This window comes from Burkholderia metallica (assembly GCF_902832845.1).
In the GTDB taxonomy this organism is placed as follows: Bacteria; Pseudomonadota; Gammaproteobacteria; order Burkholderiales; family Burkholderiaceae; genus Burkholderia; species Burkholderia metallica.
In genome coordinates this window covers 95,585-113,291 of the sequence record NZ_CADFDB010000011.1, presented here as the reverse complement: position 1 = coordinate 113,291, position 17,707 = coordinate 95,585, and the positions used below count along the sequence as shown (strand labels likewise).

Here is a 17,707-nt window from a genome sequence, read left to right as displayed (position 1 = left end):
CGACTTTTTTGAGAAACGCGTCAGACCGGTCGAACGCTGACTTTCGTTCCCCCGGCATTTGTAACCGAATGTTCCGGCTGAGCGGGATGCGCGTGCGGGGGCCGGCCAGCGCCGGCCCCCGCACGGTGTCAGATCGTGCGGCGGATGAACGGCAGCCGGCGGCCGTCGTGCTCGCTTTGCGCGGCAAGCTCGATGATCGTCATCACGTCGACGGCGTCCTGCGCGGTGACGGGGAACGGCGCGCCGTCGCGGATCGATGCGGCGAGCGCGCGGTAGAACTCCGCGTACTGGCCGTCGAGCGTCGGCACCGGGCGCTCGACCTCGATCTCGCCGTCGAGCACGCGCAACAGCCCGGGCGGGTTGCCGCCGCCGAATTCGACGTCGTCCGCGGTGAGGCCGGCCTTGAGCTGGTCCTCCTGCGTGTCGAGCCCGAACTTCTGATAGCTGCCGCGCGTGCCGTGCAGCGTGAAGCGCGCGGGTTCGATCGCCGACAGCGCGCTCGCGTGCAGCGCGACGTCCTTGTCCGGATAGCCGAGCAGTAGATGCACGAAATCGGGCGCCGTGCCGTTGTCGCGGCGCGTCTTGACGGTCGCGCTCACCGTTTGCGGCAGGCCGAACAGCGCGAGTGCCTGGTCGATCAGGTGCGGGCCGAGATCGAGCAGCAGGCCGCCGCCGCGGGCGGGCTCCTCGCGCCAGCGCGTGCGCGGCGTCGGCCGGAAGCGGTCGAAGTGCGACGCGAAGTACGTGAGGCGGCCGAGCTCGCCCGACTTGACGATGTCGCGCACGGTGAGGAAATCGCCGTCCCAGCGGCGGTTGTGGAACGGCGCGAACAGCCGGCTGCGCGCGTTCGCGAGCCGCGCGAGCGCGAGCGCCTCGTCGGCGGTGAGCGTGACGGGCTTGTCGACGACCACGTGGCGGCCGGCTTCGAGTACCTGGCGCGCGAGCGCGAAGTGCGTGTCGTTCGGCGTGGCGATCACCACGCACTCGATGTCGTCGAGGGCCAGCAGCGTGTCGAGATCGGGGACGACCCGTGCGCCCGGATACGCGGCCTGCGCGCGATCGGGCTGACCCGTCGCGATCGCGGCGACTTCAGTGCGGCCGCTCGTGGCGATCACCGGCGCGTGAAACGTCGCGCCGGCGAAACCGAAACCCATCAAACCAATCCTGAGCAATGACGACATGGCAATTCCTGGCTGCGAAGGAAACTAAAGGATGGCGCGCCGGGACGGCGCGAAGACGACCGGCTATTTTGGCATGGCGCCGCCGCTTGCACAGACGCGTTCGGGCCAGACGCGCGACGGGATGCGGCGCTTGCGCAAGGAAAGCCGGCATTTTGCGCGCGCCCCGATTTGCGCGAGCCCCCGATGCCGCCCGCACCGGATTGCCGGCCGGCCGCCTGCCGCAATGAACGGCAGGCGCGCGGGCGCCGTGCCGCGTCATGCAACGACGCGCCGCTGCACGGCGGCGGCGACCTGCGCGGCCCACACGGCGCACGCGGTTGCGCCGGGGTGAAAGCCGTCGGCGGCCATCAGGTGGCGCTCGAGCGGCAACTCGACCCGCAGGAACGTGCAGTGCGGCTGCGTGGCAGCCCACCCGGCGAGCGCCGTGTTCAGCCGCTTCGCGCGCAGCCCGAGATACCACGCGAGCGGTTGCGGCAGCGCCGGAAAGCGCTCCATCGGCGGCACCGCCGACAGAATCGTGTGCCCGACCTGAAAGCGCGCGGCGAGCAGCCGGACGAGCTCGGCCTGCTGCGCCTGCCAGCGCTCCGGCGGCACGCCGCCCGTCACGTCGTTGACGCCGAGCGACGTGACGGCCACGTCGAACGGCTCGGCCGGCTCGGCGGCGAGCCAGTCGACCAGCTCCCGCGTGGTCAGGCCCGTGCGCGCGAGCAGCTTCCAGCTCACGCGGTGCGTGGCCGCGAGCGCGTTCGCCAGTTGCCCGGACAGCGCGTCGCGCTGCGTCGCGACGCCGACGCCAGCGGCGGCCGAATCGCCGACCACCAGCACCCGCAGCGGCGGGCCGTCGCCCGCGACGCCGTCGCGCGGGCCGGCCGCCTCGGGCAGCCGCGGCGTGACGCGGCGCACGTAGCACCCCTGCGCGAACAGCAGCGGGCCGAGGGTGGCGGTGGCGAACGGGTATCCCATGATGTCGATCCGGTGGCGATTCAGGTGATTTTGGCGATTCAGGCGGCCCGGCGCAGCGCCGGCGCCAGCGTACGCATAGTGTGGCCGATCGACGCGCGAACGGGGCCGGATTGGCCGAACGGACAGCGCGCGCCCGGCCGGTCGGCCCGCGCGGCCCCGTCCGGCGGCGCGCCCTAAAAAGCGCGCCGCCGACGTGTTAACATGCGCGTCCTGCCCGCGTGTCCGCCTGCTTCGCCAGCCTGCCGCGCACGGCATCCTCCCGGCGTTCCGCCGTCAACCGCAACACCATCCGCCATCATGTCCGCAGGCCTCAATCCCGCCCAGAACGAAGCGGTGCGCTACCTCGACGGTCCCTGTCTCGTGCTCGCCGGCGCGGGCAGCGGCAAGACCCGCGTGATCACGCAGAAGATCGCGCACCTGATCGAAGCGAAAGGCTTCGAGCCGCGCCACATCGCCGCCGTCACGTTCACGAACAAGGCGGCCGCCGAAATGCGCGAGCGCGTGTCGAAGCTGCTCGAGGGCAAGACGCTCACCACGCCCGGGAAGGAAGGCCGCAAGGTGCCCGTCAACCAGCTCACCGTCTGCACGTTCCACTCGCTGGGCGTGCAGATCCTGCGCCAGGAGGCCGAGCACGTCGGGTTGAAGCCGCAGTTCTCGATCATGGATTCGGACGACTGCTTCGGGATGATCCAGGAGCAGCTCGGCACGACCGACAAGGGGCTGATCCGCAAGATCCAGAGCATCATCTCGCTGTGGAAGAACGGCCTGATCATGCCCGACGAGGCGATGGCGATCGCGGCCAACGAGGACGAGCATCAGGCCGCGCTGGTCTACCGCAACTACGTCGCGACGCTGCATGCGTACCAGGCGGTCGACTTCGACGACCTGATCCGCCTGCCCGCCGAGCTGTTCGCGAAGAACGAGCAGGTGCGCGACCGCTGGCAGAACAAGCTGCGCTACCTGCTGATCGACGAGTACCAGGACACCAACGCGTGCCAGTACGAGCTGCTGAAGCTGCTCGCGGGCCCGCGCGCCGCCTTCACGGCGGTCGGCGACGACGACCAGGCGATCTACGGCTGGCGCGGTGCGACGCTCGAGAACCTCGCGCAGCTCGGCAAGGATTTCCCGAAGCTGCACGTGATCAAGCTCGAGCAGAACTACCGGTCGACGGTGCGCATCCTCACCGCCGCGAACAACGTGATCGCGAACAATCCGAAACTGTTCGAGAAGAAGCTGTGGTCCGAGCACGGGATGGGCGATTCGATCACCGTCACCGCTTGCAACGACGAGGAGCACGAGGCCGAATCGGTCGTGTTCCGGCTGTCCGCGCACAAGTTCGAGCGGCGCGCGCAGTTTCGCGACTACGCGATCCTGTACCGCGGCAACTTCCAGGCGCGCATCTTCGAGCAGGTGCTGCGGCGCGAGCGGATTCCGTATGTGCTGTCGGGCGGCCAGTCGTTCTTCGACAAGGCCGAGATCAAGGATCTGTGCGCGTACCTGCGGCTGATCGCGAACGCCGACGACGATCCCGCGTTCATCCGCGCGGTCACGACGCCGCGCCGCGGGATCGGCAATACGACGCTCGAAGCGCTCGGTTCGTTCGCGGGGCAGGCGAAGGTGTCGCTGTTCGAGGCCGTGTACATGGGCGGGATCGAGGCGCGGCTGTCCGCGCGGCAGGTCGAGCCGCTGCGGATGTTCTGCGACTTCATCCAGCGCCTGACCGATCGTGCGGACAAGGAGCCCGCGGCCGTCGTGCTCGACGACATGATGGAGGCGATCCACTACGAGGCGTACCTGTACGACGCGTTCGACGAGCGGCAGGCGCAGTCGAAGTGGCAGAACGTGCTCGAATTCCTCGAATGGCTGAAGCGCAAGGGCACGAAGCCCGAAACGGAGGCCGTCGACGGCGAGGCGGAAGGCTTCCACAACGCGGACGGGCTCGCCGATACGGGCAAGAACCTGCTCGGCCTGATCCAGACCGTCGCGCTGATGTCGATGCTCGAAGGCAAGGACGAAGATCCGGACGCCGTGCGGCTGTCGACCGTCCATGCGTCGAAGGGGCTCGAGTATCCGCACGTGTTCCTGGTCGGCGTCGAGGAAGGCATCATGCCGCACCGCGGCGGCAGCGACGACGACGGCCCGATCGACAACGAGCGGATCGAGGAGGAGCGCCGGCTGATGTACGTCGCGATCACGCGCGCGCAGCGCAGCCTGCACCTGAACTGGTGCAAGAAGCGCAAGCGGGCGCGCGAGACGGTCGTGTGCGAACCGTCGCGGTTCATCCCGGAGATGGGGCTCGACGAAGCGCCGCCGCCCACGCCGGAAGAGGCGCCGATGTCGCCGAAGGACCGGCTCGCGAGCCTGAAGGCGCTGCTGCAGAAGTGACGTGGCGGCGCCGGGTGCGCGGCGCTTTCTGCGGCCCGGCGATCCCGAGGGCCGCCGGCAAAACAAAACCCCCGCGATGCGTGTGCGTCGCGGGGGTTTTTTACTGACGGCCGGGCGAGGTTACTTCGCGGAGTTGACCATGTAGTCGACGGCGGCCTTCACATCGGCATCCGACGCGTTCGCCCCGCCCTTCGGCGGCATCGCGCCCTTGCCGTGCAACGCGTAGTTGTAGACCGTATCCATCGAGTCCTTCAGGCGCGGCGCCCAGTCTTCCTTGCTGCCGAACTTCGGTGCGCCGAGCACGCCCGCCGCGTGGCAGGCCTGGCAGGTCGACGTGTACAGCGCCTTGCCGGCGTCGGCGCCGGCCGGGGCAGCCGCGGCTGCGGGCTTTTCGCCAGCCTTCGGGATCGCGGCGATCGCCGCCATCGCGGCGGCGGCCTGCGCGTTCGACGCGTCGGCGCCCGATGCGGCCGCGCCGCTGGCGGGCTGCGCCGCGTTGGCGGCCGGTGCGGCCGGTTCGGGGAAGTTCGCGCCGTCGTTGTTCGCCATGTAGACGATCGCACGGGCGATTTCATAGTCGCTGACGTCGTCGGGGCTCGTGCCGCCGCGCGGCGGCATCGCGCCCTTGCCGGCGAGAGCCGTCTTCAGCAGCGTGTCGAAGCCTTGCGAGATGCGCGGCGCCCAATCGTCCTTGTTGCCGAACTTCGGCGCGCCGGCGGCGCCCGTGCCGTGGCAGGTCACGCAGACGGCCTTGTAGACTTCCTCGCCGGTCTTGTACGTGCGGGGCGCGTTGGCGTCCTTCACGTCGACCTGCGCAAGTGGCGCGATACGCGCGGCGACCTGTTCGTCGGATAGCGCGTCCGTGCCGGCGCCGGAACGGAACGCATGGTTCGCGTAGTTGGCGAACAGGACGATCAGGATGATCGGTATCGCGAACGACGCGATGATGACGGCAATCAGCTGCCCGGGGGTTTTGACGGGAGATTCGTGGGGTGCTTCGCTCATGCTTGCCTCGTCTCCGTGATTAGGAATTGTGAGCGCGGTGCAACGGCAAATGGCAGTCCAATGAAGCCCGGTCGATTATAGACGGAACGTTTACATCACGGCGAGCGGCGCGAAGGCGCGTGTTTACCCGCACGCAGCGTGGCCCGGCGGGGATTCGTCGGGCAAGGTGGACGCGTCATGGGAAACCGGGTATCCTTGCCGTCTTGCCAATTGTGGGCGGCCTGTATATTGGGGTCGCTTCACTGTCTCACGCGCCCGTAGCTCAATGGATAGAGTACTGCCCTCCGAAGGCAGGGGTTGCTGGTTCGATCCCAGCCGGGCGCGCCAAGCCTATTTCCGCGATAATCCCCTGAAATCCTGAAAAGCCACGCTGGATAAGGCGTTGCGGGATTTTTGCGTCCGGGGAAAGCCGGTGTCGCTGCCGCGCGGCGGCGCGGACCGGACGTGCCGGTGCCGTCGCCGTTATGCGAGAATCGCCCGCAACGACAACTCCAAGCGACGATCGCGGCGACCGTCCGCGCATCGCGCCGACTCCCGATGGCTGCCATTCCGTCTACGTCGACCGCGGTCGATGTCCGCGCGCCGAACGATAACGATGCGCGGCAGGCGCTGCTCGCGCGTCTGCACGCGTATTCCCCCGACGACCCGAACGCGCCGCTGCCGTACAGCCGGCGCCTTGCCGAAGCCGAAGGCTGGTCGCATGTGCACGCGCTGGCGGTGATCGACGAATACAAGCGCTTCGCGTTTCTCGCGCAGGCGGCCGGGCACCCGGTCACGCCGTCGGTCGCGGTCGATGCCGCCTGGCACCTGCACCTGCAATACACGCGCGAATACTGGGACGTGTTCTGCGCCGACGTGCTGCGCGCGCCGCTGCATCACGTGCCGGGCGCGGGCGCGCCCGACGAGGCCGCGCAGTACGCGCGGCACTACCGGCAGACGCTCGACAGCTACCGCAGGCTGTTCGGCTGCGAGCCGCCCGAAGCGATCTGGCCGCGCCCCGTGGCCGAGCCGGCCGTGCCCGCCGACGCCCCGATGCAGCGCGCAGAACTGCGCGACGGCCCGTCGAGCGAGCCCGCCGCGCGCCCGCGACGCTGGCGGCGCTTCGCGAAGTTCGCGTGGCCGACGGTGGCGATCAGCGTCGCGGCGACCTGCGCGAGCGCGAGCGATTTCAACGTGCTGGACTTCTCGGGGCCTGACTTTCTCGGGTTGTTCTACGTGCCGCTCTGCATCGCCGCGCTGCTGCTGATCGCCGGCCTGCAGTGGATCGAATACCGCCACCGCACGTGGGGAGCGCGCGCCCCCGAATCGTCGCCCGACCTGAGCGCGGAGGAAGCGGCGTATCTCGCGGGCGGCGGTGCGCGCATGGCGCAGGTCGCGATGCTGTCGCTCGCGCATGCCGGTGCGATCGAGCTGCGGATGAGCAAGGTTCACGGCGCGCGGGTGCGGATCGACGATCCGCGACACGCAGGCGCTTATGGCGCCGATTGGGAATGGCTGAAGAGGCAACCCGGCGGCGAGACGAGCTGCCACGCGTTTCGTCAGCGTCTCGCGTGGCGCGAAGCCGACTGTGCCGCAGCGTTGCAGCGCAAAGGCTGGCTCTGGGCGCCGGGCGAAATGCGGGCGACGCGGATGGCCGCGCGCGCAATCCTGCTGCTCGTGCTCGGCGCGGGCGCGGCGAAGCTCGCGGTCGGCCTGTCCCGCGGCCGGCCGGTGCTGCTGCTGATGATTTTCATGACGGCGTTCATGGTCGCGTACCACTTCATGGTCGGACGCCTGCCCGGCTTGGGGCGCGGCGGCATGACGCGCGGCGGCGAGGCGGCGCTCGGCGCGCACCGCGACGAACGCCGGGGCGAGTGCGCGACTCCGGACGGGCTCTTGTGGACGGCCGCGCTGTTCGGCGCCGGCGCGCTCGCCGGCACCGTGTGGGCCGCGCATTCGACAGTGCTGATGGCGCCGCCGCCCGTCGCCGTGAAAACCGGCGGGTCGAGCGGTTCGTCCGACTCGGGCGCCGGGGACAGCAGCAGTTCGAGTTCGTGCGGAGCGTCGAGTTCGTGCAGTTCGTCGAGCTCATGCAGCTCGAGCAGTTGCGGCGGCTGTTCGAGCAACTGAGCAAAGGGCGCGCTGCCAGGATAGCGCGCCGGCCGCCAGCGTCAGGCAAGCGGCACGGCGCGCGCCGAACTACGCGATCGCGGCATCGGCGGGCGTTCGTGCCTGCGCAGCACGCCCGTCGCCCGCCTCGACGATCAGCGTCCAGTCGAACGCCGGCAGTGCGCAGAGCTGCTCGACGGTGGCCGTGTACTCGTGAGCGGGCGCGTGCAGGTAGCGCACCGTGTCGGTCCATTCGGGCAGCGGTGCCTGCGACGTGGTCAGCACGACCGCCAGCAGATCCTGTTCCGGCCGCCTTGCGATTTCCTGCAGGCTCAGCCGGACCTTGTCGAGGTCGCCCTCGGCGTCCAGGATCAGCGCGCCGGGGATCGGCGCATCCGGCCGGCCGGGCTGGTTGCCGACAGCGCCTTTGTCGATGCACTGCTGATACACATGGCGATAGCGCGGCAGCGCCTGCTGCAGCGCGTGATGCTTGCGGACCTTCGCCTGCGCCGTGCGCGCGAGCCCGCGGCGCAGCGCCGGGTTCGCGATCAGCCGGTCGAGCGCGTCGACCCAGGCCTGCGGCGCATCCGGGACCAGCAGGCCGTCGCAGCCGTCGTGCAGCGCGAAGCGATAGGCTGGCCGGTCGCTGACGATCGAGGGGATGCCGGCCGCCGCGTATTCCTGCCACTGGATCGTGCTCGTGCCGGCGTTGTAGTCGTGGTCGGCGAGCGGCAGCAGCGCGATGTCCCAGCGCCGTTCCGGCAGGCGTTGTGCGTGCGCGTCGTAGTCGTGAAGCTCGGGCTCGCACCCGGCGGCCGGATGGCCGGCCCAGCCCGGCGGGACGTCCGCGCCGACGAAACTCACCCTGACCTTGCCGGGATGGCGCGCGCAGATCGCCTGCAGCGCCGCGTCGACGAGCGCGAAGTTGTCGGCGCGCAGCGACGCGCCGGCGATGCCGATCGTCACGCAGTCGCCGCCGCGCGCCGTCACGGGGCGGTAGAACCGGTCGAAGTCCACGCTGTCGGGCAGCACGTGAACGCGCGGGTGCGACAGCCGGTAGCGGCTGGCGATGAACGGCGTGGATACGATCACGGCGTCTGCGTTGCGCAGCATGAGCTCGATCCCCGCGCGGGCCATCCCGCCTTGCGCGGCGAGCGGATGTGCGGGCGGCAGGTCGGTCAGCAGGTCGTCGGTCTCGTAGATCACCGGCTTTTCATGCTTGAAGATCGTGTACAGGTCGTTGCCCGTCAGCAGGCCGGGCGTCAGCCGGTGCAGCAGGATGGCGTCGGCCGTGGCCAGCACGCTGCTGTCGATCTGGCCGTCCCGGATGCCCGGGACGAGTTCCCATTCGTCGTTCAGCAGACCGAAGGGCAGCGTGAGGCGAATTCGCGACGACGCGCATGCGTCCGGATCGATCGAATACACGATCAGGCGCTTGCGGCGCGGTGCGGTGTCCGCAGTCGCGGCGACGGGCGCCAGCGTCCGGTTCTCCGCCAGCAGCCGCGCGTACAGCGCACCGTGGCGCGCGGCGTTGCGGCCGATGTCGTGCTGCGCGCGGATCGCATCCTGCGCGGCCGCGGCGAGTTGCGCGCGGGTTTGCGGATGCTCGATCAGGTGCGCGATCGCGTCGACCCACGCGTCGGCGGCGTCGGCGACGAGCCAGCCCGTGAGGCCGTGGACGACCGAGCAGCCTTCCGCCGGCGTGGCGACGAGCACCGTGGCCGCGCCGGCCGCCGAGCATTCGAGCCATGTGCGCGGCGGCGCATCGTCGTGCAACGTGACCGGTGCCGCGACCAGCGCGATGTCGAGGTCCGCGCGCTTCAGCGCGTCGGCGTAGCTGTCGTAAGGGGCAGGCTGCGCGATCAGCGTGACGTCCGGTTCGCGGTCCCAGCCGGCCGGCAGCGCCGCGCCGACGAACGACACCCGGAGCTTCCCCGGAAACCGGCGGCGGAGCTCGGCCAGCGCGTGGCGGACCTGCTCGAGACGCGCGCCGTCGAGACCGGTGCCGGAAACCGCGAGGTTCACGTGGTCGCGCACGCCGGGGGCCGTGCGGTGCAGACGCTCGAGATCGACGCCGGTCGGCAGCACGTGGACCGCTGCGTTGACATGACGGTACTGCCGCACCAGCGCTTCCGACGGCACGACGAGCGCATGCGCGCGCTGCACGGCGCTGCGGATGCCCGCCTTGCGGCGCGCGTTGTCGGCCGCGCCGGGGAGGTCGGCGAGCAGCGTGTCGAGCGGCACGTCGATGTCGAGGACGACCGGCTTGCCGAGCGAGAACAGGTGCTCCAGCGTGGCGGCGGACAGCAGGCCCGGCGTGTCGCCCTGCAGCACGATCAGGTCCGCGCGCTGCAGCGCGTCGGGATCGATACCGGCTGGCGTGACAGGGAAAGTCAGCGCCCATTCGCGGTCCAGCCGCGCGAACGGCTGCGCGAAGCGCAGGCTGGCACGCGCGTGGCCGGCCGGTTCGGCGGTGACGACCGCGATGCACGAGCGCGGCGCGGACGCGGGCTGTCCCTGGGCGGCGGCGCCCGTCGCGACAGCCTGCGCATCCAGCTTGTCCGCGTGGGCCTGAGTCCGCTCGACGAAGTTCCGCAACTGCTGCCAGAACGTCTCCTCTTCCTTCAGGTAGACGCTGCGCGCTTCGTGAACGGTGGCCTTCGCGTGGGCGATCTCGTGTTCGTCGAGCCCCCACGCAATGCCCTTGCCGTCCATCACCCACCGGAACGGCTCCGGCAGCGACGCGTCATTCATGATGCACACGACCGGGCAGCCGCACAGCAGCGCTTCGAACACGGCGGTGGACCATTCGTACGTGTACACGCACTCGACCTGTCGGAACAGCGCCGCGAGTTCCTGCGCCGAGCGTTCCGGCACGCGGGTCGAGATTTCGATCGAATCGGCGGTGACCGGATGCAGCGTGCCGCCGCGCCGCAGATGGCGATTGATGAAGACGGCCGTGCCGTTGCGGCGGGCGTCGTCGACACCGTCGCTGTTGAAGATGCGCGTGTCGACCAGCGGCATGCGCAACATGTCCGCCTTCCATTCTTCGGGCACCAGCGACGGCCCGAACGTGAAGATGAGGTCGTCCGGCTGCAGGGTGATCGGTTCGCCGTTGATGCGGCCGGGCTCGGCCAGCAGGTAGCGCACGACGCAGCGCGCGTTGAACGGATTGCCGGTGACGACGTCCGGGTAGACGACGATCGGGCTGCGATTCGCGCGGGCGTGCGCCTGCACGATGTCGTTGGTCAGCGGCGGCGTGCGCAGGTCGGGATGCACGACCTGCGTGTAGACGTACGCTTCGTGGCCGAGCAGGTTCAGCGCGTGGCACAGGTAGTGCATCGCGCGGATCCCGCCGGAGGTTTGCCGGAAATTCGGCGCGAATATGTAGTACGGGTGGTCGAGTCGCGTAAAGATGCGCGAACCGCCGTGCGCCAGGCCAGGTTTGGGAATCGTCATCGTTATCGGGTGCGGTAGAAATCGAAGACCACGTCGAGGATGCGATCCTGTTCGGCTTCGGTCATGTCGTGGTACAGCGGCAGCCGGACGAGCCGGTCGGCGACGAGGTCCGTCACCGCCATGTCGGACCCGCAGCGCCCGTAGCGCTGGCCGGCCGGCGAACTGTGCAGCGGCACGTAGTGGAACACCGCGTTCACGCCCACTGCGCGGATCTGCTGCAGCAGCTCGGTGCGTTCGGCGAGGTCGCGTGCGAGGAAATAGAACATGTGGCCGTTGCCGCGCTCGGCGAGCGAAATCGCTGGCAGCTCGATCAGCTGGTCCGCGTGCAGCGGCTGCAGCGCGTCCTGGTAGCGCTGCACGGTCGCGCGCCGCTGCGCGGTGATCACGTCCGCATGTTCGAACTGCGCGTACAGGAACGCGGCGATCAGCTCGCCCGGCAGGAACGACGAGCCGACGTCGACCCAGGTGTACTTGTCCACCTGCCCGCGGAAGAACTGACTGCGGTTGGTGCCCTTCTCGCGGATGATCTCCGCGCGCTCGACGAGGCGCGGGTCGTTGACCAGCAGCGCGCCGCCTTCGCCCGAGATCACGTTCTTGGTCTCGTGGAAGCTGAGGCACGCGAGGTGGCCGAAGCTGCCGAGCGGCTTGCCGTTCCACGTCGACTGCAGCGCCTGGGCGGCGTCCTCGATCACCCACAGGTCGTGGTCCGCCGCGAGCTGCCCGATCACGTCCATGTCGCAGGCGACGCCCGCGTAGTGCACCGGCACGATCGCGCGCGTGCGCTTGGTGATCGCGGCGGCGATCTGCATCTCGTCAAGATTCAGCGTGTCGCGGCGGATGTCGACGAACACCGGCGTCGCGCCGCGCAGCACGAACGCGTTGGCGGTCGACACGAACGTGTAGGACGGCATGATCACTTCGTCGCCGGGCTGCACGTCGGCGAGGATCGCGGCCATCTCGAGCGCGGCCGTGCACGAGTGCGTGAGCAGCGCGCGCTGACAGCCGATGCGCGCTTCCAGCCAGCGGTGGCAGAGCTTCGTAAACGCCTGGTCGCCGGCCAGGCCGCCCTGCTCGACCGCTTTCGCGATGTAGTAGAGCTCCTTGCCGACCACGAACGGGCGGCCGAACGGAATGCAGTCGAGGTTGGGTGGGCCGAACATGGTCAGGCTCCTCGTAAAGTGACGGACGATCGGCGGCGCGGGCGCGGCGCCGTTCAGGCGTCCTGCCGGACGGCGCCGCGCGAGCGCGCAGGGCCGTCGTCGTGCAGGCTTGCGTGACGGGATGCGTTCATCGGCACATGTCACGCGCCCCGACAGAGCGCGTACTCGCGAGCGTCGGGGCCGCAGTTGAACAACACGTCGAGCACGGTGACGCCATGCACGAAGTCGCCCCACTGCTGCGGGTACTCGGGATAGGCGGGGTAGTCGAACCAGCGCACCGCGATGTTCGCGTCCGCGAACAGGTTCTCGTCCAGGTAGCAGCGGGCGGACGGGCCGGACAGGTACTCGGTCGCGCCCGCCTGCATGCACAGGTTCAACAGCTTCTCGGTGCGGTCGCCGTTCAGCGTGTAGTCCGACGACGACGAGATGCGCGTGTCGATTCCCAACTGCTGGTTGATCCACATCAGCAGCGCGCGGTTCAGCTCGCTGAGCGTGTCGTAGCGGCGGCCGAGATAGAGCGCTTCAAGCGCGTCCGCATAGCCCGCGAAGTGCGGCGCGCGCGCGTAGTTCTGCTGCAGCCGCTTCCAGTGCTGCGGCGCCCAGTCGTCGCCGTCGATCTCGGTTTCGCGAATCGTCTGGAGATACTTGCCCTTCACCTTCACCGGCACGCTCAGCCATTGCACGCCCTGCGGCGTCTTGATCTGGTTGCGGTTGCGCCAGTCGCGGCGCGTGTACTGCGCGTCGTCGTACAGGATGAATTCGTCGCTGGCGGCGATCAGGTCGAAATAGCCCTTCCACGGGATGTAGTTCGACTGGACGATCGCCACCCGCTTCGCAACCGCTTCCATGGGCGTGCCGCTCATGCCGGGATGTGGCCGTACCGGTACATGTCGACCAGCTCGGGCGGAATGCCCCAGTCGGTCGCGCCGATCCGGTCGTGCAGCGCTTCGAGGTCCGTGCGCATCGAGCGCTGCAACTGCTCGACCATGCGGTTCCTCGCCGGCTCGAAGTCGTGCTGGTACGCAGCGTTGAGCTGGTGCCGCACGGTCTTCGCGATCGCGGCCTCGCGCGACATGTTGCGGATCAGCGGCCGCTCGGGCGCAAGCGCCGCGTAACGCGGGTCGATCGGCTCGCCGCGCATCGCGGCGACGAGGTCGCGGCACAGCACCGGCGACAGGTGGAAGCCGTCCCGCTTGGTGCCGCCGAGGATCCACAGGTCCCGCACGCTGGTTTCGCCGAACAGCGGATACAGGTCGGACGTCATGGGCCGCCAGCCGACGTTCACGTTGACGAGGTTCGCGCGGTAGAACTTGCTGTTGATCTGGTCCATTGCCGCTTTCAGCAGCGAGTACGCGCTGCCGACGTGGCCGTGATCGATCGGCACCGGGCTGATGTAGTTGCTGGCGCCGATCAGCGTGCGGTCCGGCCCGTACGGCGCCGAATAGACGCCGCATGCGAGGCCGCGGTTGGTGGTGCGGATGCAGTGCGTGTGCACGTTTTCCGCGCTCTGCAGCTCGATCGAAATGCCGATGCCGTAGAACAGCCGCTGTACCGGCAGCTCGGGCGCGCTCGCGCGCAGCAGCTGGCCGAGGTTCGCGCCATTGCACAGGACGAAGCGGTCCGCGTCGAGCGTGCTGCCGTCGGAGAGCCGCGCCGCGACGACGCGCCCGCCGGCGATGTCGAGCCGCTCGACCTGGGCGTCGACGAGCGTCGTGTTGCCCGTCTGCGCGACGGATGCCGTCAGCGCGTCGAGAAACTGCTTCGGGTTGACCCAGCCCTCACGCTTCAGGTAGAGCGCGTTCAACGCGCGATAGCGCGGGTCGGGGTGATAGTTCGGGATGCTTGACGGATCGACCGCCTCGCAGGGTTCCTCGAATTCACGACAGAAGCGCTTCACAGCCGCGAAGTTCTCGTCGTCGAGCGCGTCGGTCGCCGCGTTGTTGAGCACGTACGTGCCGAACCCGTGGGCGACCTCGCGCGCCGGCGTGCAGATCTCGGCAAATACGCCCGGCCAGGCCGCGGTCGCCGCGCGGCTCAGCTCGAACTTGAAGCGGTCGAGCGGCGTGCCGAGCGAGTCGCCTTCGAGTTCGGTGAATGAGTTGAGCATCGCCGCCGCCGCGCGCGTCGCCGAGCCCGGGCGCAGTGCCGGGCCGACGATCACGAGTTCGACAGTCGGGTCCGCGCGTTGCCATGCCCGGGCCGTCATCAGCCCGAGAATGCCGTTGCCGAGGATCGCGATCTTCATTAGCGCCCCTGTCCGCCTTCGGGGAACGTCATGTAGCAGAGCGACGGATACGCCTGCGTCCGGTGAATCTGGTGGGGGTACTTGCCGAGCACCTTGTGCAGGTAGTGCATGCCTTCCGCAGGGGCCTGATGGCCGCGCATCAGTTGCCACACCGCGACCACGCCGCCCGGCACCAGGCGCTGGAGCACCGCTTCGAACGCCTGCTCCGTCGGGCCCGGCACGTTCAGGTCGAACCATGCAAGCGCGATCGTCTCGCCCGGGTGCGCTTCGTCGAACGCCGCCAACGTGTCGCGGCAGTCGCCTTCCCATACGCGGTGCTTGCCATTCACGTGGCCCATCGCGTTGTTGCGCTCGTGCAGCGACAGCAGCTTGCGCAGCAGGTCCGCGTAGCCGCTCGCCACCGAATAGGTGCCGTCGGAGAACAGCTTGCGGTCGCGCGAGTCGTCCTCGGAGAAGCCTGCGTAGCCGGTGAACGTATCGAACGCGTGAATGCGGCGCTGGAAGTTCAGCGGCTCGAGGATCGCGCGGAAGTTCTCGCACAGCACCGCGGTCTGCCCGCGCCATGTGCCGAGATCGAGGATCGAGCCCGGTAGCGGCACGATCTTCTGATACACCTCGAAGGTCGCCAGGAACCGCGCGAGCAGCGAACCGCGCACGAACAGGCCGAGCGAGCGTTCCAGTTCCTCGGGGGTCGCGGGATACGCGTGCAGCAGGTCGAACAGTTCGCGGCGCGCGGCGAGCTGGTCGTCGTTCGAGTTGGTGATGATGGATGACTCGTGCATACAAAAGGCTCCAGGGACTATGAGTGATACCGAACGAAGTGCCGTGGCGGACCGGGGGCGCGTGCGCGGCCGGCATCCGGTGCGGCAACCGGGCCCGCACGCGTCGCGGCTGTCCGCACGGTGCAATCCGGTCATCTTTCGGAATCGAGTCTAGCGAGCGCCGCCAGGATCGAATGTCGGATTAGCGGGTGGTTTCACCCCGCATTTCGATGGATTCGCGGGTGGTCCGGTGCGAATTCGGGGCACCCGCGGGTGCGGCTTGCAGTAGCGGGAATAGCGACCAATTCCAGCACCTGCTCGCCAAATTGGAACGCGGCGTGCGCGAGGAGAATTCGGACACGTCGGAGACCGTCGGTGCGTGCGTCCGCAGGCGAAGGCGTGCGCCGACGCAGCGGAGCCGGCCGCGATTCGAATCCCGTATTGGCTACCAGGACGACTTAGCTCATGATGCCCACCTCCCCCGCCGCCGCCACGATCGAACAGGCGCTGGCGCACCATCAGGCCGACCGGCTGGAAGAGGCCGAGACGCTGTACCGGCAGATCCTCGACAGCGATCCCCGGCACGCGGACGCGCTTCACCTCCTCGGCCTGGTCGGCCATCAGTACGGGCGCTATCAGGAGGCATCCGACCTGATCATGGCGGCGATCGAGATCAGGCCGGACGCGATGTACTACTACAACCTCGGCAACGTGATGCAGGCGGACAACCGTCACGCCGCCGCCGCCGAATGCTTCCGTCTCGCAATCGAGCTGCGACCCGACTACGTCGATGCGTACAACAACCTCGGCAACGCGCTTCGGCTCGCCGGCGACGCCCGTGCGGCCGTCGATGCGTTCTGCCAGGCCATCGCGCTGAAGCCGGACAACGGCCAGGCCTACAACAACCTTGCGAATGCGCTCTTCGACCTGAACGAGATTCCGGCCGCGCTCGAGGCTTACCGGCACGCAGTCGCGCTGCGCCCCGAACTGCCGGAGCCGCGCAGCAACCTGCTGTTCGCGAGCCACTGCAGCGAAGCGTTCGACCACGACGCCTATCTCGCCGAGGCCGCGCGCTACGACGAAGTCGTCACGCGGTGCGCGACGCCGTGGACGGACTGGCTCGTCGACCTGACCGCCCGCGCCGGGCGGCCGCTCAAGGTCGGCATCGTGTCGGGCGACCTGAAAGCGCATCCGGTCGGCTATTTCATCGAGAGCATGCTGAAGCATCTCGACGCGAACCGGATCGAGATGCATGCGTACCCGACGCGCGACGTCGAGGACGACGTGACCGCCCGCATCAAGCCGGCCTTCGCGACGTGGACCTGCATTGCCGGTCTGAGCGACGAAGCGGCCGCCGCGCGTGTCCGCGCGGACCGCATCGACGTGCTGCTCGACGCGGCGGGCCACACGGTCTACAACCGCCTGCCGCTGTTCGCGTGGAAGCCCGCGCCGCTGCAGGCGAGCTGGCCCGGTTATTTCGCGAGCACCGGCGTGCGCGCGATCGACTACGTGATCGGCGACCGTCATGTGCTGCCGCCCGCCGAGGCCGCGCATTTCACCGAGCGGCCGTGGCATCTGCCTGACAGCTATCTGTGCTTCACGCCGCCGGCCGAGCCTGTCGACGTCGGCGCGCTGCCGATGCTCGCGAACGGCCATCCGACCTTCGGCTATTTCGGCAAGCTCGCGAAGATCACCGATCGCGTCGTCGCGGTCTGGTCGCGCGTGCTGCAATCGGTCGCGGGCGCGAAGCTGTTCGTGAAGGCGGAGCATCTCGACGATCCGCGCGAGCAGCAGGCGCTTGCCGCGCGCTTCGCGGCGCACGGCATCGACGCGCAGCGCCTGATCCTCGAAGGCCGCTCGCCGCGCGCCGAATACCTGGCCGCGTACCGGCGCGTCGACCTGATGCTGAGCCCGTTCCCGTATCCGGGCGGCACGACGACCGCCGAAGCGCTGTGGATGGGTGTGCCCGTTCTGTGCCGGCGCGGCGAGCGCTTCCTGTCGCACATCGCCGAGAGCCTGCTGCATTCGGCGCGGCTGCCCGAGTGGATCGCGGACGACGACGACGCGTATGTCGCGAAGGCCGTCGCGCAGGTCGGCTCGCCCGCCGGGCTGGCGGCGCTGCGCACGACGCTGCGCGCACAGGTGCTCGCGTCGCCGCTGTGCGACGCGCCCCGCTTCGCGCGCCACTTCGAGGACGCACTGCACGGCATGTGGGCGCAGCACGTCGAAGCCGCGCCGGGCGCATCCGTGTGAGGCCGCTCGCGACGTGACGTGCGTGGGCATTTCCACGCCAGCGGCAAGCGGAACATGGCGCTCCTCGCGCCGAACACCTCGCCGGCCGACGTGATCGTCGTTCCGACCGGTCGCGCGTGCGCGACACCGTAGTCGGGATGGCACGCGATGGGATTGCGGCGTCGACCGTGATGATCGGGCACGGCGGCAGGCTGATCGACTCCGGAC

At 69.2% G+C, this 17,707-nt stretch carries 11 protein-coding genes and 1 tRNA gene; 4 read left to right on the top strand and 8 right to left on the bottom strand.

Going from position 1 to position 17,707, the window contains the following annotated elements:
- Positions 1-128: 128 nt before the first annotated feature.
- Both HWX08_RS27130 and HWX08_RS27125 read right to left on the bottom strand, forming a co-directional pair.
- Positions 129-1,181 carry an oxidoreductase gene (locus HWX08_RS27130; protein ID WP_174922193.1) on the bottom strand — a complete coding sequence of 351 codons (1,053 nt, stop codon included), beginning with the start codon at positions 1,179-1,181 and terminating at the stop codon, positions 129-131.
- A gap of 255 nt (positions 1,182-1,436) precedes the next feature.
- Entirely contained in the window at positions 1,437-2,144 is a 708-nt protein-coding gene (locus tag HWX08_RS27125; protein WP_174922192.1) for an SGNH/GDSL hydrolase family protein, read from the bottom strand.
- 297 nt (positions 2,145-2,441) lie between these two features.
- On the opposite strand from HWX08_RS27125, the gene HWX08_RS27120 reads away from it, so the two are divergent.
- On the top strand, positions 2,442-4,529 hold the full coding sequence (locus tag HWX08_RS27120) for a UvrD-helicase domain-containing protein (protein WP_174922191.1): 2,088 nt from the start codon (positions 2,442-2,444) through the stop codon (positions 4,527-4,529).
- 120 nt (positions 4,530-4,649) lie between these two features.
- Here the strand turns inward: HWX08_RS27120 and HWX08_RS27115 are convergent, their stop codons facing one another.
- Positions 4,650-5,534 (bottom strand): c-type cytochrome, encoded by an 885-nt coding sequence (locus tag HWX08_RS27115; protein ID WP_174922190.1) that lies wholly within the window; start codon positions 5,532-5,534, stop codon positions 4,650-4,652.
- Between the two features lie 251 nt (positions 5,535-5,785).
- Between HWX08_RS27115 and HWX08_RS27110 the strand changes: the two genes are divergently transcribed.
- Together HWX08_RS27110 and HWX08_RS27105 are read left to right on the top strand one after the other, a co-directional pair.
- Positions 5,786-5,861 (top strand) — tRNA-Arg (locus HWX08_RS27110).
- Positions 5,862-6,071: 210 nt separating this feature from the next.
- The gene (locus HWX08_RS27105) at positions 6,072-7,643 is read left to right on the top strand and encodes a TIGR04222 domain-containing membrane protein (protein ID WP_174922189.1); all 1,572 of its coding nucleotides are present in this window, start codon (positions 6,072-6,074) and stop codon (positions 7,641-7,643) included.
- A 69-nt stretch (positions 7,644-7,712) separates the two neighbouring features.
- On the opposite strand, the gene HWX08_RS27100 is transcribed toward HWX08_RS27105, so the two are convergent.
- The 5 genes from HWX08_RS27100 to HWX08_RS27080 all read right to left on the bottom strand — a co-directional run bounded on the left by HWX08_RS27100 (position 7,713) and on the right by HWX08_RS27080 (position 15,268).
- Entirely contained in the window at positions 7,713-11,081 is a 3,369-nt protein-coding gene (locus HWX08_RS27100; protein WP_174922188.1) for a glycosyltransferase, read from the bottom strand.
- A 2-nt stretch (positions 11,082-11,083) separates the two neighbouring features.
- The gene (gene rffA / locus HWX08_RS27095) at positions 11,084-12,241 is read right to left on the bottom strand and encodes a dTDP-4-amino-4,6-dideoxygalactose transaminase (protein WP_174922187.1); all 1,158 of its coding nucleotides are present in this window, start codon (positions 12,239-12,241) and stop codon (positions 11,084-11,086) included.
- A gap of 140 nt (positions 12,242-12,381) precedes the next feature.
- Positions 12,382-13,104, bottom strand: coding sequence for a WbqC family protein (locus tag HWX08_RS27090; RefSeq protein WP_244122772.1), 723 nt, complete (start codon positions 13,102-13,104; stop codon positions 12,382-12,384).
- Complete coding sequence (locus tag HWX08_RS27085) at positions 13,101-14,486, bottom strand: NAD(P)/FAD-dependent oxidoreductase (RefSeq protein WP_174922186.1); 1,386 nt, start codon at positions 14,484-14,486, stop codon at positions 13,101-13,103. Before HWX08_RS27085 ends, HWX08_RS27090 begins: the two co-directional genes overlap by 4 nt.
- Positions 14,486-15,268: a class I SAM-dependent methyltransferase gene (locus HWX08_RS27080; RefSeq protein WP_089493880.1), complete on the bottom strand. Its 783-nt coding sequence runs from the start codon at positions 15,266-15,268 to the stop codon at positions 14,486-14,488. The genes HWX08_RS27085 and HWX08_RS27080 overlap by 1 nt, the downstream gene beginning before the upstream one ends.
- 444 nt (positions 15,269-15,712) lie before the next feature.
- Here HWX08_RS27080 and HWX08_RS27075 point away from each other — a divergent pair, with 444 nt between their 5' ends.
- On the top strand, positions 15,713-17,500 hold the full coding sequence (locus HWX08_RS27075; protein ID WP_174922185.1) for an O-linked N-acetylglucosamine transferase, SPINDLY family protein: 1,788 nt from the start codon (positions 15,713-15,715) through the stop codon (positions 17,498-17,500).
- Positions 17,501-17,707 lie beyond the last annotated feature (207 nt).